Annotated in this window: 19 protein-coding genes; 15 read left to right on the top strand and 4 right to left on the bottom strand. The window is 73.8% G+C overall.

What is annotated here, in order from left to right:
- The first annotated feature begins 2 nt into the window (after positions 1-2).
- From FB454_RS08405 to FB454_RS08360, 10 genes are read left to right on the top strand one after another with little or no spacing between them, the layout of a single operon-like run.
- Positions 3-2,036: an ABC transporter ATP-binding protein gene (locus FB454_RS08405; protein ID WP_013285151.1), complete on the top strand. Its 2,034-nt coding sequence runs from the start codon at positions 3-5 to the stop codon at positions 2,034-2,036.
- On the top strand, positions 2,033-4,084 hold the full coding sequence (locus FB454_RS08400) for a hydantoinase/oxoprolinase family protein (RefSeq protein WP_145822764.1): 2,052 nt from the start codon (positions 2,033-2,035) through the stop codon (positions 4,082-4,084). Before FB454_RS08405 ends, FB454_RS08400 begins: the two co-directional genes overlap by 4 nt.
- Positions 4,081-5,769 (top strand): hydantoinase B/oxoprolinase family protein, encoded by a 1,689-nt coding sequence (locus FB454_RS08395; RefSeq protein ID WP_030270839.1) that lies wholly within the window; start codon positions 4,081-4,083, stop codon positions 5,767-5,769. The genes FB454_RS08400 and FB454_RS08395 overlap by 4 nt, the downstream gene beginning before the upstream one ends.
- Positions 5,762-7,432 carry a hydantoinase B/oxoprolinase family protein gene (locus FB454_RS08390; protein WP_047891837.1) on the top strand — a complete coding sequence of 557 codons (1,671 nt, stop codon included), beginning with the start codon at positions 5,762-5,764 and terminating at the stop codon, positions 7,430-7,432. Before FB454_RS08395 ends, FB454_RS08390 begins: the two co-directional genes overlap by 8 nt.
- Positions 7,429-8,694, top strand: coding sequence for an amidohydrolase family protein (locus FB454_RS08385; RefSeq protein WP_071096005.1), 1,266 nt, complete (start codon positions 7,429-7,431; stop codon positions 8,692-8,694). Before FB454_RS08390 ends, FB454_RS08385 begins: the two co-directional genes overlap by 4 nt.
- Entirely contained in the window at positions 8,691-9,104 is a 414-nt protein-coding gene (locus FB454_RS08380; RefSeq protein WP_145822763.1) for a nuclear transport factor 2 family protein, read from the top strand. Before FB454_RS08385 ends, FB454_RS08380 begins: the two co-directional genes overlap by 4 nt.
- Positions 9,101-10,105, top strand: a complete 1,005-nt coding sequence (locus FB454_RS08375) for a zinc-binding dehydrogenase (protein ID WP_145822762.1) — start codon at positions 9,101-9,103, stop codon at positions 10,103-10,105. Before FB454_RS08380 ends, FB454_RS08375 begins: the two co-directional genes overlap by 4 nt.
- A complete protein-coding gene (locus FB454_RS08370; protein WP_013285158.1) occupies positions 10,102-10,431 on the top strand; it encodes a TIGR04076 family protein in 330 nt (109 codons plus the stop codon). The genes FB454_RS08375 and FB454_RS08370 overlap by 4 nt, the downstream gene beginning before the upstream one ends.
- Positions 10,428-11,426 carry an LLM class flavin-dependent oxidoreductase gene (locus FB454_RS08365; RefSeq protein WP_145822761.1) on the top strand — a complete coding sequence of 333 codons (999 nt, stop codon included), beginning with the start codon at positions 10,428-10,430 and terminating at the stop codon, positions 11,424-11,426. The genes FB454_RS08370 and FB454_RS08365 overlap by 4 nt, the downstream gene beginning before the upstream one ends.
- A gap of 5 nt (positions 11,427-11,431) precedes the next feature.
- A complete protein-coding gene (locus FB454_RS08360; protein ID WP_486485400.1) occupies positions 11,432-12,523 on the top strand; it encodes an alpha/beta hydrolase in 1,092 nt (363 codons plus the stop codon).
- A gap of 75 nt (positions 12,524-12,598) precedes the next feature.
- Here the strand turns inward: FB454_RS08360 and FB454_RS08355 are convergent, their stop codons facing one another.
- Complete coding sequence (locus FB454_RS08355) at positions 12,599-13,234, bottom strand: helix-turn-helix domain-containing protein (protein ID WP_233585729.1); 636 nt, start codon at positions 13,232-13,234, stop codon at positions 12,599-12,601.
- A 143-nt stretch (positions 13,235-13,377) separates the two neighbouring features.
- A complete protein-coding gene (locus FB454_RS08350) occupies positions 13,378-14,355 on the bottom strand; it encodes a hypothetical protein (protein ID WP_145822759.1) in 978 nt (325 codons plus the stop codon).
- A gap of 146 nt (positions 14,356-14,501) precedes the next feature.
- On the opposite strand from FB454_RS08350, the gene FB454_RS08345 reads away from it, so the two are divergent.
- Genes FB454_RS08345 through FB454_RS08330 form a run of 4 tightly spaced genes read left to right on the top strand, consistent with a single transcriptional unit; the run spans position 14,502 to position 19,531 of the window.
- Positions 14,502-14,840 (top strand): PadR family transcriptional regulator, encoded by a 339-nt coding sequence (locus FB454_RS08345; RefSeq protein WP_013285163.1) that lies wholly within the window; start codon positions 14,502-14,504, stop codon positions 14,838-14,840.
- On the top strand, positions 14,837-15,658 hold the full coding sequence (locus FB454_RS08340) for an ABC transporter ATP-binding protein (protein WP_145822758.1): 822 nt from the start codon (positions 14,837-14,839) through the stop codon (positions 15,656-15,658). Before FB454_RS08345 ends, FB454_RS08340 begins: the two co-directional genes overlap by 4 nt.
- On the top strand, positions 15,655-16,341 hold the full coding sequence (locus FB454_RS08335) for an ABC transporter permease (RefSeq protein ID WP_013474656.1): 687 nt from the start codon (positions 15,655-15,657) through the stop codon (positions 16,339-16,341). Before FB454_RS08340 ends, FB454_RS08335 begins: the two co-directional genes overlap by 4 nt.
- 52 nt (positions 16,342-16,393) lie before the next feature.
- Positions 16,394-19,531: a BTAD domain-containing putative transcriptional regulator gene (locus FB454_RS08330; RefSeq protein WP_145822757.1), complete on the top strand. Its 3,138-nt coding sequence runs from the start codon at positions 16,394-16,396 to the stop codon at positions 19,529-19,531.
- Here the strand turns inward: FB454_RS08330 and FB454_RS08325 are convergent.
- Both FB454_RS08325 and FB454_RS08320 read right to left on the bottom strand, forming a co-directional pair.
- Positions 19,515-20,261, bottom strand: a complete 747-nt coding sequence (locus FB454_RS08325) for an ABC transporter permease (protein ID WP_145822756.1) — start codon at positions 20,259-20,261, stop codon at positions 19,515-19,517. The two genes, FB454_RS08330 and FB454_RS08325, sit on opposite strands and share 17 nt — an antisense overlap.
- Positions 20,258-21,199 (bottom strand): daunorubicin resistance protein DrrA family ABC transporter ATP-binding protein, encoded by a 942-nt coding sequence (locus FB454_RS08320; RefSeq protein ID WP_013285168.1) that lies wholly within the window; start codon positions 21,197-21,199, stop codon positions 20,258-20,260. Before FB454_RS08320 ends, FB454_RS08325 begins: the two co-directional genes overlap by 4 nt.
- A 93-nt stretch (positions 21,200-21,292) precedes the next feature.
- Between FB454_RS08320 and FB454_RS08315 the strand changes: the two genes are divergently transcribed.
- Entirely contained in the window at positions 21,293-21,865 is a 573-nt protein-coding gene (locus FB454_RS08315) for a DUF4240 domain-containing protein (protein ID WP_145822755.1), read from the top strand.
- Positions 21,866-21,922: the final 57 nt, after the last annotated feature.

Here is a 21,922-nt window from a genome sequence, read left to right as displayed (position 1 = left end):
CCATGCTGTCGATCGAGAACCTCTCCGTGACGATCCGCCGGCCCGGCCGGCAGGTCGCCGCGCTCAGCGGCGTCAGTTTCGCCGTCCGGCCCGGCGAGGTCGTCGGCCTGGTCGGAGAGAGCGGCGGCGGCAAGAGCATGGTGGCCCGCGCCGTCGTCGGGCTGCTGCCCGGCGGCTCGCACGCCACCGGCCGGGTGCTGTTCGGCGACTCGGACGTGCTGCGGATGGACGACACCGCGCTCGCCGCCCACCGCGGGCGCGGGGTGGCGATCTGCTTCCAGAACCCGCGCGGCGCGCTCAGCCCCACCCGCACCATCGGCAAGCAGCTCGTCGACCGGCTCGCCACCCACCAGGAGATGTCCGGCGACCGGGCCCGGGAGGCGGCGCGCGAGCTGTTCGAGGCGGTCGGCATCCGCAGCCCGCAGCGGCGGCTCGACGCGTACGCCCACGAGCTGTCCGGCGGCATGGCCCAGCGGGTGATGATCTCGCTGGCCACCGGCTGCGCGCCGGAGCTGCTGATCGCCGACGAGCCGACCACCGGCCTGGACGTGACCCTGACCCGGGAGATCCTGCGTCAGTTCCGGCACGCCGCCGACACCGACGGCCGGGGCGTCCTGCTGATCTCGCACGACCTGGCCTCCATCGCGGAGGTCTGCGACCGGGTGGTGGTGCTCTACGCCGGCACCGTGGTGGAGAGCGGACCGGCCGCGCAGGTGCTGCGGGAGCCCGCGCACCCGTACACCCGGGCGCTGCTGCGTTCGGTGCCGGACGTCGGCGGCCGGCCGGTCGTCGCCACCCCCGGCGCCATGCCGCTGCTGACGCAGGAGCCGCACAACTGCCCGTTCGTCGCCCGGTGCGCGCACGCCGACGGCACCTGCTCGTCCCGGCGCCCGGCCACAGTGCCGGTACCCGGTGGCGGCGAGTGGTCGCTCGCCTGCTTCCACCCGCAGACCCGGCCGCTGGACGCCGACGTGCCGCAGGCGTCGCACACGCCGGCAGCGTCCGGCGCGGTCTCGGCCGGCGCGGACGCGAAGCCCGCCGTGCTGGAGATCGAGGACGCGCACGTCGTCTACCGCAGCCGGTTCGGTTCCGGCGGGCACCACGCGCTGCGCGGCGTCACGCTGCGGCTCGGGCCGGGCGAGACGCTGGGCGTGGTGGGCGAGAGCGGCTGCGGCAAGAGCACCCTCGCGAAGCTCGTGATGGGCCTGGTCGCGCCCACGTCCGGCACCGTCACGGTCGCCGGGCAGGCACTGGTCAAGCAGCCGGGCCGCCCCCGTCCGCGGGGCCGGGCACTGCGCCGGGCACGGACCCGGGCGCAGCTCGTGTTCCAGGACCCGATCGGCTCGCTCAGCCCGCGCCGTCCCGTCGGCGACTCCATCGCCGAGCCGCTGCGCGCCGCCGGCCTGTCCCCGGCGCAGCGGGAGGAGCGCGTCACCGCCGTGCTGGACCGGATGGAGCTGGACCGGTCGATCCTCCAGCGCTACCCGCACGAGCTGTCCGGCGGTCAGGCGCAACGCATCGGCATCGCCCGCGCGCTGGTCGGCGAGCCGGACCTGATCGTCTTCGACGAGCCGACCTCGGCGCTGGACGTCACCGTCCAGGCGCAGATCCTCGACGTGATCGCCGACGTGGCCGCCGACGCGGAACGCGCCTCGGTGTTCATCTCCCACGACCTGGCCACCGTGCGCGGGTTCGCCGACCGCGTCGTGGTGCTCTACCTCGGCCGGGTCGTCGAGGAGGGGCCGGTGGACGTCGTCTTCGACACGCCCCGGCACCCGTACACCCGCGCGCTGCTGGGCAGCGCCCCCCGCCTCGGCGGGACGACCGGGTCCGACGGCGAGGCCGTCGAGCTGGTCAAGGACCTGGAGGAAGCCGACGCCGCGACCGGGTGCCCACTGGCCGCCCGGTGCCCGTTCGTCACCGACCGGTGCCGAGCGGAGCAGCAGGAGCTTCAGTCGTACGGCGAGAGCCGGGCCGCCTGCTGGCGCGTTCCCGAGCTTCCCGCCCTCATCGGAAGGCAGGCTGTCACGCCATGACCCGTCGCCCCATCCGGCTCGCCGTCGACATCGGCGGGACCTTCGTGGACGCCATGGAGCTGGACACTCGCACCAACCGGGTCCGGTTCCGCAAGGCGGCCACGACCCCGGCCCGGCCTGCGGACGGTGTCCTCAACGCGATCACCGCGCTCGGCACCGACCTGTCCGAGGTGGAGCTGTTCATCCACGGCACCACCCTCGGCCTCAACGCGGTGCTGGAACGCCGTGGTGGCCGTACCGGCATCATCACCAACGAGGGCTTCCGGGACGTCTTCCTGATCGGCCGCGGCAACGTGCCGTCCGACCACATGTACGACTTCCAGTACCAGCGGCCGGAGAGCCTGGTGCAGCGCCGCTTCACCGCCGGTGTGCGGGGCCGGCTGGACTACCGGGGCCGCGTGGTGGAGCCGCTGGACCCGGACAGCGTCCGGGAGGCCGCCCGCACGCTCGTGGTGGACCAGCAGGTCACCTCGATCGCCATCTGCTTCCTGCACTCGTTCCTCGACCCGAGCCACGAGCGGGAGGCCGCGCGCCTGATCCACGAGGAGTTCCCCGAGGTCAGCCTGTCGCTGTCGACCGACATCGTGCGCGAGTACCGGGAGTACGAGCGCACCAGCACCACGGTGCTGGAGGCGTACATCCGGCCGATCTTCGAGCGGTACGTGGACGAGCTGGAGGCCGGCCTGGCCGAGCGCGGCTTCTCCGGGCGCTTCCTGATCATGCGCTCCGGCGGCGGCTCGATGACCAGCGCGGTCGCCAAGACCGCCCCCACGCACACAGTGCTGTCCGGCCCGGCCGGCGGCATCGTCGGTGCCGCCTACGTCGCCTCCGAGCTGGGCCGCGACAACGTGCTCACGTTCGACATCGGCGGCACCTCCCTGGACGCCTGCGTGATCGAGCGCGGCAACCCGGTCGCCGCGTACGAGGCCCAGCTGGAGCATTTCCCGCTGCTCATCCCGACGTACGACATCCGTACCATCGGCGCCGGCGGCGGCTCGATCGCCTGGCTCGACCACGGCCTGCTCAAGGTCGGCCCGCAGAGCGCCGGCGCCGACCCCGGCCCGGTCTGCTACGGCCGTGGCGGCACCAAGCCGACTGTCACCGACGCGGCGGTGGTGCTCGGCTACATGGACCCGGACCGCTTCCTCGCCGGCACCATGGGGCTGCGCGATGCCGAGGCGCGCGCCGCGATCCAGGAGCAGCTCGCCGATCCGCTCGGCCTGAGCGTGGAGAACGCGGCGGCGGGAGTGTTCGACGTGCTGCTGGCCCGCACCGTGGGCGCGGTCCGGCAGATCACCGTCGAGCGGGGGCACGACCCCCGGCAGTTCGCGCTGCTCGCGTTCGGTGGCGCCGGCCCGCTGCTGGCACCGCTGCTGGCCCGGGAGATGGGCATCGGCGAGGTGGTCGTGCCGTTCGCGCCGTCCGGCTTCTCCGCCTGGGGCATGCTCTCGGCCGACATCGTCAACGACTTCAGCCGTACCGTGATGGCCACGCTCGACGACGCCGACCTGTCGGAGCTGGAGCAGCTGTTCAAGGCCGTTGAGGCCGAGGCGGTCGCGTCGCTGGTGGCGCAGGGCGTGCCGGTCGGCGAGGCGGTACTGGAGCGGCAGTTCGAGCTGCGCTACCTCGGCCAGGAGCACAGCCTGATGGTCACCGTCGGGCGTGAGCTGGACCGTGACGCGATCCGCGCCGCGTTCGACGAGACGCACCGCACCCGGTACGGCCACACCATGGGCAACCCGCTCCAGATCCTCAACCTGCGGGTACGCGGCATCGGGCGCACCGACCGGCCGGAGCTGGAGACCCTGCCGCGCGGCGACGGCGACCCGTCGCAGGCGCTGCTGGCGCACCGCGACGCCTACGACTTCGGGCAGCAGGCGGTGGTGCCGTTCGCGGTCTACGACCGGGCCCGCCTGGAGCCGGGCGACACCTTCGACGGACCGGCGCTGATCGACGAGGGCACCTCCACCACAGTGGTGCCCAGCGGCCAGCGGGTCACCGTCGACGACCACGGATACCTGCTCGTCACCCTGGAGGAAGCCGCATGACCACGCTGGACGGAGCCCAGGTCGAGGTCGTCCGCAGCTATCTGCTGTCGGCCGCGGAGGAGATGCGGGCCACCCTCATCCGTACCTCCTTCAACCCGGTCATCTACGAGGTGCACGACTTCGGCCTGTCGATGTACGACGCCGACCTGCGGCTGGTCGCCGAGGCCACCGGGCTGACGTTCTTCCTCGGCGCGAACGACTTCTCGCTGCGCAAGGGCGTGGAGTACGTGGGCCGGGAGAACCTGCACCGCGGTGACGTGGTGCTGCTCAACTACCCGTACTGGAACGCGGCGCACGCGTTCGACGCGACGCTGTTCGCGCCGGTGTTCCGGCCGGACGAGGCGGACCCCGACGCGGACGGCGACCTGGTCGGCTTCCTCTGCGTCCGCGCGCACTGGATGGACCTGGGCGCCAAGGACCCCGGCTACGTGCTTGACTCGACCGACATGCATCAGGAGGGGCTCATCTTCCCGGGCACCAAGGTCGTGTCCCGGGGCGAGCCGGTGCGCGAGATCCACGAGCTGATCCGGTTCAACTCGCGGATGCCGGACGCGGTGCTGGGTGACCTGCACGCGCAGATCGCCGCGCTGCGCACCGGCGAGCGGCGGATGCTGGAGATCATCGAGAAGTTCGGCCGGGACACCGTGAACCAGGCGATCGACCGGATCATCACCGACGGTGAGGCCCGCGCCCGCGCGGCGCTGGCCACGCTGCCGCAGGGCACCTGGACCGCCGAGGACTGGGTGGACGACGACGGCATCAGCGACGACCCGGTGAAGATGCGCGTCACCGTCACCATCGCCGACGGGCGCTTCGTCGTCGACTTCGCCGGTTCGGCGCCCGCCACCCGCGGCCCGATCAACATGCCGTTCGGCGCGACCGAGGCGATCTGCAAGGTCGTGCTGAAGTCGCTCACCTCCCGGGACGAGCCGTCGAACGCCGGCACCGTGGCGCCGCTGGAGGTGCGGGCCGAGCCGGGCACGCTGTTCCACGCCGTCTACCCGCAGCCGACGTTCACGCTCTGGACCGGCATCGTCGCGGTGGAGCTGATCCTCAAGGCGCTGGCCCAGGGCATGCCGGACCTGCTGCCCGCCTCCTCCGGCGGCGACGTGCCCGGCTTCATGATGGTCGGCCTGCACCCGGACACCGGGAAGATGTTCGCGGTCAGCAACAACGACCTGGTGGGCTGGGGCGGCACCGCGCAGCACGACGGGATGGACGCCGCCACCCACGTCTCCGGCAGCACCGGCCGGGGCACCCCGATCGAGGTCATGGAGGCCAAGACCGGGATGTTCTTCGAGCGCTGGGAGATCCGCGAGGACTCCGGTGGCGCCGGCCGGTTCCGTGGTGGTTGCGGCCTGCGGCGGGACATCCGGTTCGTGACGCCCGGTGAGTTCCTCACCGTCATCAAGAAGACGAAGAGCGCGCCGTGGGCGCTCGACGGCGGCTTGCAGCCGGAGCCGAACCAGATCGTGGTGTTCCCGGGCACCGACCGCGAGCACCGGGTGAGCACCAAGCGCACGACGGTCGCTGTGGGCGACCGGGTCACCCTTCTGACCGCCGGTGGCGGTGGGCACGGCGACCCGCGCGGCCGCGACCCCGAGGCGGTCCGGCGCGACGTGGCCGAGGGCTACGTCTCCCCGGAGGCGGCCCGGGACGTCTACGGAGTGGACGTCGATGGGTGAGCCGACGGTCGACGGGGCAACCGTCGAGGTCGTCCGCAGCCATCTCGTCTCGGCCGCCGAGGAGATGCGGGCCGCGCTGGTGCGCACCGCGTTCAACCCGGTGATCTACGAGGTGTACGACTTCGGCATCTCCGTCTACGACCGGCGGCTGCGGCTGGTCGCGGAGTCCACGGGATTGTCCCGCTTCCTCGGCGCCAACGACTACTCCCTGCGCAAGGGCGTCGAGTACGTCGGCGTGGAGAACCTGCACCGCGGCGACGTGGTGCTGCTCAACTACCCGTACTGGAACGCGGCGCACACGTACGACGCGACGATGTTCGCGCCGGTCGTGCTGCCGGACAGCGAGGAGCTGATCGGTTTCCTGTGCATCCGGGCGCACTGGATGGACCTGGGCGCCAAGGATCCCGGTTACGTGCTCGACTCCACGGACATGCACCAGGAGGGGATCATCTTCCCCGGCACGAAGGTGTACTCCCGGGGCGAGCCGGTGCCGGAGATCCACGAGCTGATCCGGTTCAACTCACGGATGCCGGAACTCGTCCTCGGCGACCTCAACGCGCAGATCGCCGCGCTGCGTACCGGTGAGCGGCGGGTGACCGAGCTGTACCGCGACTACGGTCCGGCGGTGGTCGACGCGGTCGTCGACCGGGTGATCGACGCCGCCGCGCAGCGCGCCGGGGAGGCGGTGGCCGCGCTGCCGCAGGGCAGCTGGACCGCCGAGGACTGGCTCGACGACGACGGCGTCAGCGACGATCCGATCCGGATGCGGGTCACCGTCACTGTCGCCGACGGCGAGTTCACAGTGGACTTCGCCGGGTCGTCCCCGGCGGTGCCCGGGCCGGTGAACCTGCCGCTGGGCGCGACCATCGCCACCTGCCGGGTCGCGTTCAAGGGCGTCACCACGCCGCACGAGCAGACCAACGCCGGGCACTTCGCGCCCCTGCGGGTACGCGCCGAGCCCGGTACGTTGTTCCACGCGCAGTATCCGGCCGCCACGTTCACCCAGTGGACCGGCACCGTCGCGCTGGAGCTGATCCTCAAGGCGCTGGCGCAGGGCATGCCGGACCGGCTGGCCGCCTCCTCCGGGGGCGACGTGCCCGGGTTCATGATGGTCGGCCGGCACCCGGACACCGGCGACATGTTCGCGGTCAGCAACAACGACCCGGTCGGCTGGGGCGGCACGCCCCGGCACGACGGCATCGGACCGGCGAACCACCTGTGCCAGACCCAGGCGCGCAACACGCCGGTTGAGGTGCTGGAGTCGAAGACCGGGATGTTCTTCGAGCGCCTGGAGATCCGTACCGACTCCGGTGGCGCCGGCCGGTTCCGGGGTGGGTGCGGCCTGCGGCGGGACATCCGGTTCGTGACGCCGGGTGAGTTCCTGTCGGTGATCAAGAAGACGAAGAGCGCGCCGTGGGCGCTGGCCGGCGGCGAGCAGCCGGAGCCGAACCAGGTGGTCGTCTTCCCGGGCACGGACCGGGAGCACCGGGTGAGCACACGGCGTACCGCGGTGGCGGTGGGGGATCGGGTGACGTTGCTGACCGCCGGTGGCGGCGGGCACGGTGACCCGAGGAGTCGGGATCCGGAGGCGGTGCGACGGGACGTGGCCGAGGGCTACGTCTCCGCGCGGGCCGCCCGAGACGTTTATGGAGTGATCGCGTGAGTGCCGCCTATTCGCCCGAACAGCCGAGCGTGCTGCTCGGCAACTGCACAGTGCTGGACGCCCGCGTGGTGGACGGCATGGCGCCCGTGACCGGCGCCGGGGTGTGGGTCCGGGGTGACCGGATCGCCGCCGTCGGGCCGTACGCCGAGGTGGCCGAGCAGGCGCGGGCCGCCGGCCGGCTGACCGAGGTGGACCTCGACGGCGCGTACGTGACGCCCGGCCTGGTCAACATGCACACCCACTTCTCGCTGTCGCTGCCCGGCTCCGCCGGCGACGACGTCAAGGGGATGGGCGCGTACGACCTCGCCCACTACATGGCCGACGGGGCACGGCGCACGCTGCACACCGGCGTGACCACCGTGCGCTGCGTGGCGGAGAAGGACCACGCCGACTTCGCGCTGCGGCGGGCGATCAACGCCGGGCGTGTCCCGGGTCCGCGCATCTACACCGCCGGACGGGCGCTGGTGTGCACCGGCGGGCACGGCCACGAGGGCAACGACACGCTCGAGTGCGACGGCCCGGTCGGCTTCCGACAGGGCGTGCGCAGCCAGATCAAGGCCGGCGCGGACCTGATCAAGGTGATGATCTCGGGCGGCATCGCCGGTGAGCACGAGAGCATCCACACGCCGCAGCTCTTCGCCGACGAGATGACGGCGGCGATCGAGACCGCCCACGCGTGGGGCCGCCGGGTGACCGCGCACGCCGGGCCCGCCGATGTGATCGCCGCGGCCGTGGAGCTGGGGCTGGACTGCGTGGAGCACGGCTACCAGCTCACCCCGCAGGTCGCGGCGCGGATGGCCGAGCGTGGCACGGCGCTCGTGCCGACGCTGCTGGTGACGCGCTGCAAGGAGTTCTTCGACGAGCTGGGCGTGCCGGAGTGGATGCAGTGCCGGTCGCTCGGCGCCGGCCCCCGGCACCTGGAGAGCTTCGACATGGCCATCGCCGCGGGCGTGGAGGTGCTGCTCGGCAGCGACGTCCCCCCGTTCTGGGAGTTCGAGGGCACCACCGCCTCGATCCGGGAGCTGGAGTACATGTCCGAGCGGATCGGCGCGGCGCGGGCCATCCACGCCGGCACGCTCGGCCCGATCCGGTGGCTCGGCGCGGAATCCGATCTCGGCACTGTCGAGGTCGGCAAGCTGGCCGACCTGATCGCGACGGACGCCGACCCGCTGGCCGACACCTCGGCCTTCCGGGACGTGCGGTGGGTGATGAAGGGCGGGCAGATCGCCCGCGACGACCGTAACCAGGAGGAGACGCGATGACGTTCGCGCAGGCAGGCGCGGCGGAGATCGCCGCCGGCATCGACGACATGTACGACGCGTTCCTCGCCGGGGACCAGCAGCGGTTCGACACGCACCTGGACTCCGAGGTGACCACCTGGGAGACGCACCTGCCCGGACCGCTGCGGACCCGGGCCGAGCTGGACGAGTACCGCGCCCGGCGGGACGCCGCCGGGCAGCGGCCCCGGCTGGCGGTGCTCGCCCCGCGGGACAAGCGCATCGACGTGTGGGAGGACTTCGGCGTGGCCCGGTACGAGCTGGTCTCGCAGCTCGGCCCGGACGACGAGCCGGAGATCACCCGGGTCACCGACGTGGTGCGCCGGATCGACGGCCGCTGGGTGATCGTGCACCACCACGCCGAGCTGGTCCGGGAACCGGTGGGCGCGGCGTGATCCGGCGGCTGGTCGCCGGGCGGACCGGTGAGCCGGCGGACGTGCTGTCGGTCGCCGACCTGCCCGACGACCCGCCGCCCGGCCCCGGTGAGGTGCAGCTCGCCGTGCGTACGGTCGGGCTGAACTTCCTGGACGTCATGCTCTGCCGGGGCGAGTACCCGGTGCGGCCGGACCCGCCGATGACACCCGGCGTGGAGACGGCCGGCCGGGTCGTCGCCGCCGGCGCCGGGGCCGAGCACCTGCTGGGTCAGGAGGTGCTCGCCTGCCCGGCGCTGCCGCGCGGCGCGCTCGGCAGCACGGTGACCGTGGACGCCGCGGTGGTGGTGCCGCGACCGTCCACCGTCGACCCGGTCACCGCGGCGGCGCTGCCGGTCACCTACCAGACCGCGTGGTTCGCGCTGGAACGATCCGGTCTCACGGCCGGGCAGACGGTGCTGGTGCACGCGGGCGCCGGCGGGGTGGGCATCGCCGCGATCCAGCTGGCCGTCGCCCGCGGCGCGCGGGTCCTGGCCACCGCCGGCGGTCCGGCCAAGACCGCGATCTGCCGCGACCACGGCGCCCAGGTGGCGATCGACTACACGGCGGACGACTTCGTGGCCGCCGTGCTCGCGGCCACCGGCGGGCGGGGCGTGGACGTCGTCGTGGACCCGGTGGGCGGCGACGTGTTCGCCCGCTCCTGGGAGTGCCTCGCGTTCGAGGGACGCCTGGTGGCGGTGGGCGCCGCCGGTGGCGCACCGCCGCCTGTCGACCCGCTGCGGCTGATGGCGGCGAACGCGACGCTCGTCGGCCTGTCCTGGGGCTCGCAGTACCCGTGGCGGCGGGCCAGTGCCGTCGAGGCCGCGTACCAGGAACTGTTCGACATGTGCGCCTCCGGCGCGGTCCGGCCGCCGGTCAGCCGCGTCGTCTCGCTGGACGAGGCGCCCGCGGCGCTCACCGAACTGGCCGAACGCCGGACCACCGGCAAGATCATCGTACGGATCGACGAGGGGGAGGGGCCGTGAGCGACAGCGCCGACGGCGACATGGAGATCTACGACCTGAAGGTCACAGTCGACCGGATCGAGGGCCGGTCGGTGTGCGGCATGGCCGTGGGCGACCACTTCGAACTGACGAACAGCGCGCACCTGCGGCTGCCCGAGGGAAAGCACTTCTGCGTGTACGCGCTCGCCTCGGTGCTGCCCTTCCTCGCCGCCAAGCAGCGTGACCTGGCGCCGGGGGACTGGCTGGCCCAGGACTCCCACTTCATCTGCCCCGACCCGGAGGAGCGGCTCGTCATGAAGGTGGAACGGACCTGCCGGCGCACGATGAACTCGGCGGACCTGACATGACCGTCGAGATCGGACTCGGCCTCCAGAGCGACAAGCCGGCCGGCGCCTACGCCCGGCTGGCCCGCGCCGCCGAGGCGCACGGCTTCGACGTGCTCACCGTCTTCGGCGACCTGATGTACCAGCCGCCGATCTTCCCGCTGCTGGAGATGGCACAGGCGACCGAACGGGTACGCCTCGGCGCGGCCTGCCTGAACCCGTACTCGATGGCGCCGTACGAGATCGCCGGTCAGATCGCCGCCCTGGACCTGGCCTCGCACGGGCGGGCCTACCTGGGCCTGGCCCGCGGAACCTGGCTGGGCGCTGTCGGCCTGCCGCAGCCGCGGCCGCTGACCACCATCGAGGAGGCCGTCCAGGTCGTCTACCGCCTGCTGCGCGGCGACCGCAGCGGCTTCACCGGAAAGGTCTTCTCGCTCGCCCCCGGCACCGCCCTGCGCTACGACGTGCAGCGGCCCGACCCGCCGCTGCTGCTCGGCGCGTGGGGCCCGCAGGGCGCGGCGCTGGCCGGCCGGATCGCCGACGAGATCAAGGTGGGCGGCAGCGCCAACCCGGACATGGTCCCGGTGATCCGCGAACGGCTGCGAACCGGCGCGGAGAAGGCCGGACGCGACGTCGCAGACGTCGGCATCGTGCTCGGCGCCGTGACAGTCGTCGACACCGACGGCGAGGCGGCCCGCGCCAAGGCCCGCACCGAGGTGGCCATGTACCTCGCCGTGGTGGCCGAGCTGGACCCGACCGTCGAGATGCCCGACGACCTGGTCAAGCGCGTCGGCGAGCTGGTCGACGCGGGCGAGGACGAGGCGGCGGGCCGGCTGATCCCGGACGACGTGCTCGACCGGTTCGCCTTCTCCGGCACCCCGGAGCAGGTCGCCGCGCAGGCCCAGGCGCTCATCGACGCGGGCGTGCGCCGGGTCGAGTTCGGTACGCCGCACGGCCTCACCGACGAGCGCGGCGTCGACCTGCTCGGCTCGGCCGTCCTGCCGCTGCTGCGCAGGTGAGTCAGGTGCGGCTCACCGTCCTGGTCGGCCCCGGCCTGGTGGCCGACGCGGCCCTGCTGGCGTCGTCGACCGCCGCCACCTGCGCCGAACTCGACGTCTCCGGCGAGGTCGTCACCGCCGCCTCGGCCGACGAGATGCGCGCGCTGCTCGCCACGGCCGACCAGCCGGTGGTGGTGCTCCCCGGCCCCACGGCTGCGGCCCGTGCCCTGATCGGCGCGCAGCCGTCCGGCGCGGTCTGGTACGACCTCACAGTCGAGCCGCCGGTGCCCGGCGCGGTCCACCTGGCCGGGCGGGGACTGTGGGGCCTGACCTGGGCGATCCGGCACGCCGTGCACCGCCTCCGCGCGCCGGCCACCCGGATCGCCTACGGCCCGGACCCGGACCAGTGGGGCGACCTGCGGCTGCCGTCCACCCCGGACGCCGGGCCGGCGCCGGTCGCGGTGCTGCTGCACGGCGGGTTCTGGCGGTCCATCTGGGGCGCGGACCTGATGGACGCGCTCGCCGTCGACCTGGCCCGGCTCGGGTACGCGAGCTGGAACCTGGAGTACCGGCGTCCGGACCGGCACGGCTGGGACGCGACCACACAGGACGTGCAGGCGGGCCTCCTCGCGTTGCGGGAACCGGCCCGCGACCGGTTGGTCGACCTGGACCGGATCGTCGTGCTGGGACACTCGGCGGGCGGGCAGCTCGCGTTGCGCGCCGCGGCGGACCTCGCCGCGCGTACGAGCGGGCCGCGTGTCGCGCTCGCGGTGTCGCTGGCCGGGGTGCTCGACCTCACCGAGGGCGAGCGGCGCTACCTCGGCGACGGCGCGGTCGCCGCGGCGCTGGGCGGCTCACCGGTGACGGCACCGCGCCGGTACGCCGAGAGCGACCCGATGCTCCGCCTGCCGACAGGGGTGCCCACACTGCTCGTGCAGGGAACGGAGGACAGCCTCGACCTCGTCGACGCCAACCGGCGCTACGCCGCCGCGGCGGCAGCCGCCGGGGACGAGATCCGCCACCTCGAACAGCCGGGGGACCACTTCGCCGTCATCGACCCGGCCTCGGCCGTCTGGCAGGACACGATGACCGCCGTGGACGCACGCCTCGGCCGCTGACGCCGGACGCTGAATCGCCCTCCGGGTTCACCTACGTGAACACGGAGGGCGATTCGTGGTGCCCGGGGGCGCGGGTCAGAACAGGCGGGGCGTGACCACCGAGACCACAGTCGTCACCGCGTCGGTGTCGTTGTAGAGCTGGTGCGGCACCGACGAGCGCAGGTGCACGCTGTCGCCCGGGAACAGTCGGTGCTCGACGCCCTCGACCTCGTAGAGCAGCTCGCCGGAGATGACGTACGCGAACTCCTCGCCCCGGTGACCGTACGCGTTCTCCCGGCGCCCGCCCGGCGCGATGTGCACGAGCATCGGTTCGAGCACCAGGTCCGGCCCGCGGTCGGAGAGCATGCGGTAGGTCTGCTGCCCGGACACGTACTGCGTGGCGGCCGTCTCCGCCCTGGTCAGCGTGAAGTGCCGGGGAAGCGAGGAGACGGTGCTGTCCGGCGATGCGGTGCCGGCGTCGAAGAAGTCGGCCACCGACCGGTCGAGCGCCTTGGCGACGCTGCCGAGGGCGGTCAGCCCGATGGAGGAGATGCCCCGCTCGACCTGGGACAGGAAGCCGATGGACAGCCCGGAGCGGGAGGCGAGGCCGCGCAGCGTCAGCCCGCGCTCCTTGCGGTAGCGCCGGATCCGGCCGCCGACGACGCCCGCGGGCGTGTTCTCGTCCGCGGCGCCACCGGAGCCGGCCTGCTCCGACGGCGGCTGACTGTTCATGGGCCGCACGGGGACCTCCTGTCGAGGTGGCGGGACGTCCGCCGGGATGTTCGATGGTATCGAACATCCCGGCCGGTCCGCGAGGGGCCGTGCGGCCGGTTTCCCCACATCGTCCCGGGTGGACCGCGGCCGGCGTCGCCCGCCTACCGCTTCACCAGGTTGCGCAGCGCCCCGAGCAGCGATCGGTGGCTGACCTCGGCGTAGATCTTCTTGTCCGAGCCGTACAGGACCACGTACGGGCACTGCTGGTCGTCCCCGCCCATGGTCTTGTCCAGCAGTCGGCGGCCGGTCGCCACCTCGTACACCCGCAGGCGGTAGGTGGCCTTCAGCAGCGTCAGCGTGTCCGGCTTCGGGTCGTCGTAGCGGCACTTGCGGATCGTCGCGCCGGTGCTCGTGCGATCCAGGCAGGCGACCATCTGCACGGTCTTCGGGTCCTCCGACGCCCAGGTCCGTTCCACCCGCTTCGACAGGCCCTCGTCGTAGTAGTAGACCTGGTCGTGGCGGCGGCTGCCCGTGCCCAGGTCGGTGCCGACGAGCAGTGCCACCGGGTGCGGGGCCGCTCCGGTGCGCTTCGGCGACTGCGGGAAGTAGAGAACCCCGTCGCACACGTCGTTCAGATCGGAGATCTGCGCCGCCGGGAAGTCGCTCGGCTGCGGCCCGCGCGCCGACGGCTCCGCGCTCGCCGTCGCACCCGGCGTGGGCGTCGCGCCGGACGACCGCCAGGGCGCCACCGGCGGCGCGGCGGGCTCCCGCCCGGCCGTCTCGCGGGGCGAGGAACCCAGCAGGAACGCGCCGCCGATCAGGCCCGAGCACGCCACCAGCAGCAGCACGCTCAGCACCGCGACGGCGACGACCAGACCGCGGCTGCGGCCGGACGACGGCGGGCCGGGTGGCGGGTACGGCCCGAACGGCGCAGCCGGCGTGGCCGGACCGTACGGCGGACCAGCGATGGGCGGCCCGTAACCCGGAACGGGCGACCCGTGACCCGGCCCGGTGGCGGGCGGTGGTGGCGGCCCGGGAACGCCGGGCGGCTCGCCGGCCGGCCGCATCCAGGCGGTCTCTCCCCGCTGTTCCGCGTCCCCCGCCGGTCCCTGCTCGGATCCGGCCCCCGTGTCGGACATGCGCATTCCCCCGTCGAACCCGTGCGGAGGGCGCAACCTATCAGCCTCGCCGGGCCGGAGGAGGCCCCACTAGATGGTTGCGCTACCTAGGTAGCGGCGCTACCGTCATCGCCGGATGTCGTCCGATCGGGACAGTGCGGAGCGGGATGAACCAGGAACGGCGGGCGCAGTGGCTGCGCGGGGTGCTCGACCTCTGCGTGCTCGCGCTGCTGAGCCGGGGCGAGTCCTACGGCTACGAGCTGTCCCAGGCGCTGCGGGCCCACGGGCTGGGCGCCGTGCAGGGCGGCACCCTCTACCCGGTGCTGCTGCGGTTGCAGCGCTCCGGCCTGCTCACCGCGCACTGGCGGGAGGGCGGGACCGGGCCCGCGAGGAAGTACTACCGGATCAGCCCGGCCGGCAGCGCGGCGTTGCGGGCAGCCGCGATCGACTGGAGCGCCTTCGCGTCGAGCGTGGGCACGATACTGCGCGAGGAGCCGAAGCGGTGAACCACGAACCCTGGCTCGCCGCCCTGACCGGCGAGCTGCGCCGGCACGGGGTGGGGCCCGACCTGACCGGCCACGTCGTCGCCGAGGCGGCCACCCACCTGCTCGACAGCGGGGAGCCGCCGCTGCGGGTCTTCGGCGCGCCGGAGACGTACGCCCGGGCGGTGGTCGACAGCCTCGGCGGCCCCGACGTGCGACCGCCGCGCCGCCAGCCTGGACCGGTGCGGCTCGCCGCGCGCGGCATCACCAAGCGCTACCGGGGGCGGACCGTCCTGGACCGGGTCGACCTCACCGTCCGGGCGGGCCAGATCGCGGCGGTGGTCGGCGCCAACGGCGCCGGCAAGAGCACCTTCCTGCGGATCTGCGCCGGCCTGCTGAGCCCGGAGGCGGGCACCGTCGAGGTGCACGGCACGCTCGGCTACTGCCCGCAGGACGGCGGCACCGCCGAGTTCCTCAGCCCGGACGAGCACTTCGTGCTGATCGGCGCCGGCCGGGGGCTGGGCCGGACGGCGGCCCGTCGGGCCGGTCGCGCGGAGGCGGCCGGGCTGGAGTGGACACCGCCGCGACGCATCCAGGCCCGGCACCTCTCCGGCGGCACGCGGCAGAAGCTCAACCTGGTGCTGGCCCGGCTCGGCGAGCCGGACGTGCTGCTCCTCGACGAGCCCTACCAGGGGTTCGACAGGGGCACCTACCTCGACTTCTGGCACGAGGTGTGGCGCTGGCGCGACGCCGGCAAGGCCGTCGTGGTCGTCACCCACCTGCTCAACCAGCTCGACCGCGTCGACGTCGTGCTCGACCTGGCCGGGGAGCGTGACGCGTGAGCCGGACCCTGGTGGTGGCCGAGGCCGCCCTGCGCGAGCTGCTGCGCCGCCGTACCGTGCTGGTCATCCTGCTGCTGATGCCGCTGGCGTTCTATCTGAGCCGCCGCGGCGACCACCTCGGGCAGTCGATCCGCTTCGTCTGCCTCGGCCTGGGCTGGGCGCTCAGCACCGCCGCGCTGTTCGCGGGCAGCGCGGCGCGCGGCATCGAACCCCGCCTGCGGCTCTCCGGCTACGGCAGCCGGCACCTGGTGCTCGGCCGGCTGCTCGCGCTGTGGACCGTCGGCGTGCTCCTCTCCACTCCGTACTTCCTGCTCGTCCTGGCCGACCAGCGCGACGTCCGGTACGGCGCGATCGCCCTGATCATGGCGCTGACCGTGTTCGTGTCGGTGCCGTTCGGCCTGCTGCTGAGCGCCGTGCTGCCGCGCGAGCTGGAGGGCACGCTGGTGCTGCTCACAGTGGTCGGTCTCCAGATGGTGATGGACCCGGCGGGCAGCGCCACCCGCGCGTTGCCGTTCTGGTTCAGCCGCGAGCTCGCCACGTACGCCGTCGACCACACCGACGGCGGCTACCTCAACCGCGGCCTGACCCACGGGCTGGCCTTCGCTGTCGCACTCACGCTGCTGGTCGTGGCGGCCGCCGCGGTGCGGCTGCGGCAGCGCCGCCACCTGCGCCTGGCCACCTGACCGGCGGGGGCGGCGGACCGGACCCGGTCGCCGGGCGTGGCAGGATCGGCGGGTGCAGATCGGTTTGCTCGGGCCGTTCCAGGTCACCACGGACGGCGGCGTACCGGCCGACGTGCCGGGCGCGCGGCTGCGCGGGCTGCTGGCCGCCCTCGCGCTCCAGCCCGGCCGCGTGGTCCCGAAGGCGACGCTCGTCGATTGGATCTGGGGCGAGCAGCCGCCCGCCGACGCCGCGAACGCGCTGCAACGGCTGGTCTCCCGGCTGCGCAAGGCGCTGCCGGCGGGCGCCGTCGACGGGCTGCCCGACGGCTACCGGCTCGCCGTCGAGCCCGACGCCGTCGACGCCGTACGGTTCGAGCGTCTCGTCCGCCGGGCCCGCGACGGCGACGGGCCGCAGCGGGTACGGCTGCTGCGCGAGGCGCTGGGCCTGTGGCGCGGCGACGCGCTGCGCGACATCGGCCTGCCCGACAGTCCGGCGCTCGACGCGGCGGCCACCCGGCTGGAACGGCTGCGCCTGACCGCGACGGAGGACCGGTACGACGCCGAGATCGGGCTCGGCCGGGAGGCCGACCTGATCCCGGAGCTGACCGACCTGGTGGCCGCCCATCCCGTGCGCGAGCGGCTCGCCACGGCGCTGATGCGCGCGCTCGTCGCGGCCGGCCGCGACACCGAGGCGCTGCTGGTCTACCAGCGCACCGCCGACGCGCTCGCCGACGCGCTGGGCGCCGACCCGTCGCCGGAACTGTCGGCGCTGCACGTCGCCCTGCTGCGCGGCGAGACGGTCCGCCGGGAGGACACCCGCCGCACCAACCTGCGCGCCGAGCTGACCAGCTTCGTCGGCCGGGACGCCGACCTCACCGCGGTCGGCACGCTGGTGGCCGAGCACCGGCTCACCACGCTCACCGGCCCGGGCGGCTCCGGGAAGACCAGGCTGGCCACGGAGACCGGGCGCCGGATGACGGGCGACCTGCCGGACGGCGTGTGGCTGGTGGAGTTCGCCGCCGTCAGCGCCGGCGGGGACGTGGTGCAGGCGACGATCTCCGGGCTCGGCCTGCGCGACGCGCTGCTCGGCGACGCGGGCAGCGCGGAACCGGCCGACCGGCTCGTCGCGGCGATCCGGGACCGGGAGATGCTGCTGATCCTGGACAACTGCGAACACGTCGTCGACCAGGCGGCGGCGCTGGCGCACCGGCTGCTCGGCGAGTGCCGGCGGCTGCGGATCCTGGCCACGAGCCGGGAACCGCTCGGCATCACCGGGGAGGCGCTGTGGCCGGTCGCGCCGCTGGGCCTGCCGGACGGCGACGCCCCGATCGCCGAGGTCGAGTCGTCGCCCGCCGTGCGCCTGCTGCGGGACCGGGCCGCGGCGGTACGCCGGGACCTCGCCTTCGACGCCCGTACCGCGACGACGATGGCGCGGATCTGCCGGGCGCTCGACGGCATGCCGCTGGCGATCGAACTGGCCGCGGCGCGGCTGCGCACCATGTCCGTCGACCAGCTCGCCACCCGGCTCGACGACCGGTTCCGGCTGCTCACCGGCGGCAGCCGGACCGCCCTGCCCCGGCACCGGACGCTGCGCGCGATGGTCGACTGGAGCTGGGAACTGCTCAGCGACGCCGAACGCGCGGTGCTGCGCCGGCTGTCGGTGTTCTCCGGCGGGGCGAGCCTGGACGCGGCCGAGCGGGTCTGCGCCGGCGGCGCCGTCGAGCCGGGCGACGTGCTCGACCTGCTCACCGCGCTGACCGACAAGTCGCTGCTGGTCGCCGCCGGTGACGTCGCGCCGCACTACCGCATGCTCGGCACGATCAAGGAGTACGCCGCGCAGCGGCTCGCCGAGGCGGGGGAGGCGGACCTCGCCCGTCGCGCGCACCTGGCGTACTTCACCGAGCTGGCCGAGACCGCCGAGCCGCGGCTGCGCCGCGCCGACCAGCTCACCTGGCTCGCCCGGCTGGAAGCCGAGCACGACAACATCACCGCAGCCGTGCGGGGGGCGCTCGCCGCGGGTGAGGGGCGCGAGGCGATGCGGCTCGCGGCCGGCGCCGGCTGGTACTGGTGGCTCGGCGGCCACCGGACCGAGGGCATGGAACTGATCATCGCGGCCACCGAGGCGCCCGGCGACGTGCCCGACGACATCCGAGCCGTGGTGTACGGACTCGTGGTGCTGTTCCTCAGCTCCGGGCCGGGCGACGCGCAGCACGCGGCCGAGTGGATCCACAAGGCGTACCGGTTGAGCGGCGAAGGCCACGGTGGTCACCCGGAGCTGGCCCTGGTCGTGCCGATGGAGCGCATGCTGCGGGAGCCGGACGCGCTGCTGCCCGCCTGGGAGTCGCTGCTCGACCACGAGGACCCGTGGGTACGCGCGCTGGCCCGGCTGCACCTGGGCAAGCTGCGGGTCATCCTCGGCGTCGAGGCGGCGCAGGCGGAGGCGTGCCTGCGGCAGGCGCTCGCCGAGTTCCGGGCGGTCGGTGAACGCTTCGGGATCTCGCTCGCACTCAGCGAGCTGGCCGAGCTGATCGCCGTACGCGGTGACGTCGCCGCCGCCTGCGACTACTACGAGCAGGCGGTCACGGCGGTCACCGAGGTCGGCGCCGTCGAGGACGTGATCCGGATGCGGGCGCGGCTGGCCTGGCTGTACCGGCTGGGCGGCGACGAGACGGCGAGCGCCGCCGCGCTGGCCGAGGCGCACCGGCTCGCCGCGGGGGTCGCCTGGCCGGGCGCGCTGGCCGAGCTGGCGCTGGTCCGGGCGTACCTGGCCCGCCACGACGGTGACGCGGACGAGGCGTACGCGCAGCTGCGGTCGGTGTCGGCGCTGCTCGGCGACGAGGCGGACCTGGCGAGTGTCCGGGCGGGCACCCAGGATCTGCTGGGTTACCTGGCCGAGGACGTCGAGCAGGCTCGTACCCATCGGGCGGCGGCGTGCCGGGCGGCGCGCGAGGGTGGCTACGCGCCGCTGACCGCGCAGGTGCTCGTCGGTGTCGCGGACCTGGCGGTGCGGCTGGACCGGCCGGACCACGCGGCGCGGCTGCTCGGCGCCGCCACCGCGGTACGCGGGCTGCCCGACCGCGCCCACCCCGACGTGCCGCGGATCGAGGCGGCGGCGCGCGACCGCCTCGGCGACGCGGAGTTCGCCGAGGCGGTCGCACAGGGCCGGGAGACCGGCTGGGAGCGGCTGGTCGAGATCACGCTCGCTTCGTGAACGTGGACCGCGCCCACAGGTAGCCGACCACAGCGATGCCGGCGCACCAGACGACCGCGGGGATCACGTCGCCGGCCGACGGCGCGCCGTCGAGCAGGCCGCGCAGGGTCTCGATGATCGGCGTGAACGGCTGGTACTCGGCGAACTGCCGCAGTCCCGGCCCCATCTTGTCGGCGGGCACGATCGCGCTGCTGAAGAACGGCAGCAGGACCAGCGGCACGGAGGCCATGCCCGCCGACTCCGGCGACTTCGCGAACAGGCCCAGCGCGACTGTGAACCAGCTGACGGCGACGCTGAGCAGCACCACCACGCCGGCCACGCCGAGCCAGTGCAGGGGATCGGCGGCCGGGCGGAAGCCGAGCAGGAACGCCACCCCGACCAGGGCCGCGACCGCGAGGACGTTCGTCAGCATGGTGGCGACGACGTGGCCGGTCAGCACCGCGCCCCGGGAGACGTGCATGACCTTGAAACGGTTGATGATGCCCTTGGTCATGTCGGAGTTCACCGACGTCGCGGTGCCGCCGAGGCCGTAGCAGACCGCCAGCAGCATCAGGCCCGGCGTCGCGTAGTCGACGTAGTCGACGCCGACGGAGAACGCGTCGCCGAGCATGTACACGAACATCAGCATGACGATGATCGGCATCAGCACCGCGTTGAACACCGAGGTCGGGTTGCGGCGCAGGTGCGTCAGGTTGCGGCGCAGCATGACGACCGAGTGGTTTCTGCTCATCTGGCGGCCACCTCCGGGGTACGGCCCGTCAGGGCCAGGAAGACGTCGTCGAGGTCGGGGGTCTGCACGGACAGGTCGTCGGCGTTGATCGCGTGCGCGTCGAGCCGGTCGAGCAGGGCGCGCAGCGCCGCGGTTCCGCCGTCGGCGGGCACCCGCAGCGCCAGCGCCTCCTCGTCGCGTACCGCCTCGGGCAGCACCAGCGCCGCCGCGTCGAGTTCGGCGACGGTGCCGAACCGCAACCGCACGTGCGTGCCGGGGATCCGGCGCTTCAGCTCCTCCGGCGTGCCCTGGGCGACCAGCCGGCCCTGGTCGAGCACCGCGATCCGGTCGGCGAGACGGTCGGCCTCGTCGAGGTACTGGGTGGTGAGGAAGACCGTCACGCCGCCGGCCACCAGATCCCTGATGATCGACCACATGGTGCGGCGGCTGCGCGGGTCCAGCCCGGTCGTCGGCTCGTCCAGGAAGATGATCCGCGGCTCGCCGACCAGCGTCATCGCCAGGTCCAGCTTGCGGCGCATGCCCCCGGAGTACGTCGACACCGGCTTGTCGGCGGCCTCGACCAGGTCGAACCGTTCCAGCAACTCCGCGACGACCCGCTTGCCGGGCACGCGGTTGCGCGGGCCGAGGTCGACCATCAGTTGCAGGTTCTCCCGCCCGGTCAGCAGTTCGTCCACCGCCGCGAACTGCCCGGTCACGCCGATCGCCGCGCGGACCGCCTTGGCCTCGGTGACGACGTCGTGCCCGGCCACCCGCACCGACCCGGCGTCGGCGCGGATCAGGGTGGTCAGGATGTTGATCGCTGTCGTCTTGCCGGCTCCGTTCGGGCCGAGCAGGGAGAAGATCGTCCCGGCGGGGACGTCCAGATCGATGCCGTCGAGCACCACCTTGTCCTTGTACGCCTTGCGCAGCCCGGAGACCGTTATCGCTGAACTCGTCATGCGACCACCATGGGCGGCCGTACCGCCACCGCCCTGACACGGCGCTGACACGGCCGCTGACAGCTTGTCGGTGGGCCGGCGTACGGTCCCGCCGTGGATCGGGAGACGTTCTGGGACATCGTGGAGCGGGCGCGTGGCGCCGCGGGCCGCGAGACGGTCACCGCCGAGGGGGCCGACGCGGTGGCCCGGCACCTCGTCGCGGAGCTGTCGACGCTGAGCCCGGCAGCGATCGTGGGCTTCGAGCAGGCGTACGACGACGTGAATCTGGAGGCGTGGCGCTGGGACCTGTGGGCGGCCGCCTATCTCATGCGCGGCGGCTGCTCGGACGACGGGTTCGACTACTTCCGCGGCTGGCTGGTCGCGCAGGGGCGGGCGGTCTGGGAGCGGGCCGTCGCCGATCCCGACTCGCTCGCCGGGGCCGGCGTCGACCCGGAAGACGACGCGGTCGAGTGCGAGGCGGTGCTGAGCGCGGCGGGCGACGCCTACGCCGAGGCGACCGGCGCCGGCACCGACGCGTTCTGGGAGGCGCTCGACGCCGCCAACCGTGCTGCTCCCCCCGGCCCGGCGCCGGCCGACCCGGCCGGTGAGGACTTCGACTTCGGCGACGACGAGCAGATGCGCGCCCGCCTGCCGCGTCTGGCGGCGATCTACCGGCCGCTGGAATGAGCCGGCGCGACCCGCCTCCGGCCCGATCCGGGTTAACCGCTGGTCCGCCGCGGGCCG

The sequence above is a fragment of the Micromonospora sp. CNZ297 genome, from assembly GCF_007827625.1.
The sequence above is the reverse complement of the archived record's forward strand: the minus strand, read 5'-3'. Positions and strand labels throughout refer to the sequence as shown.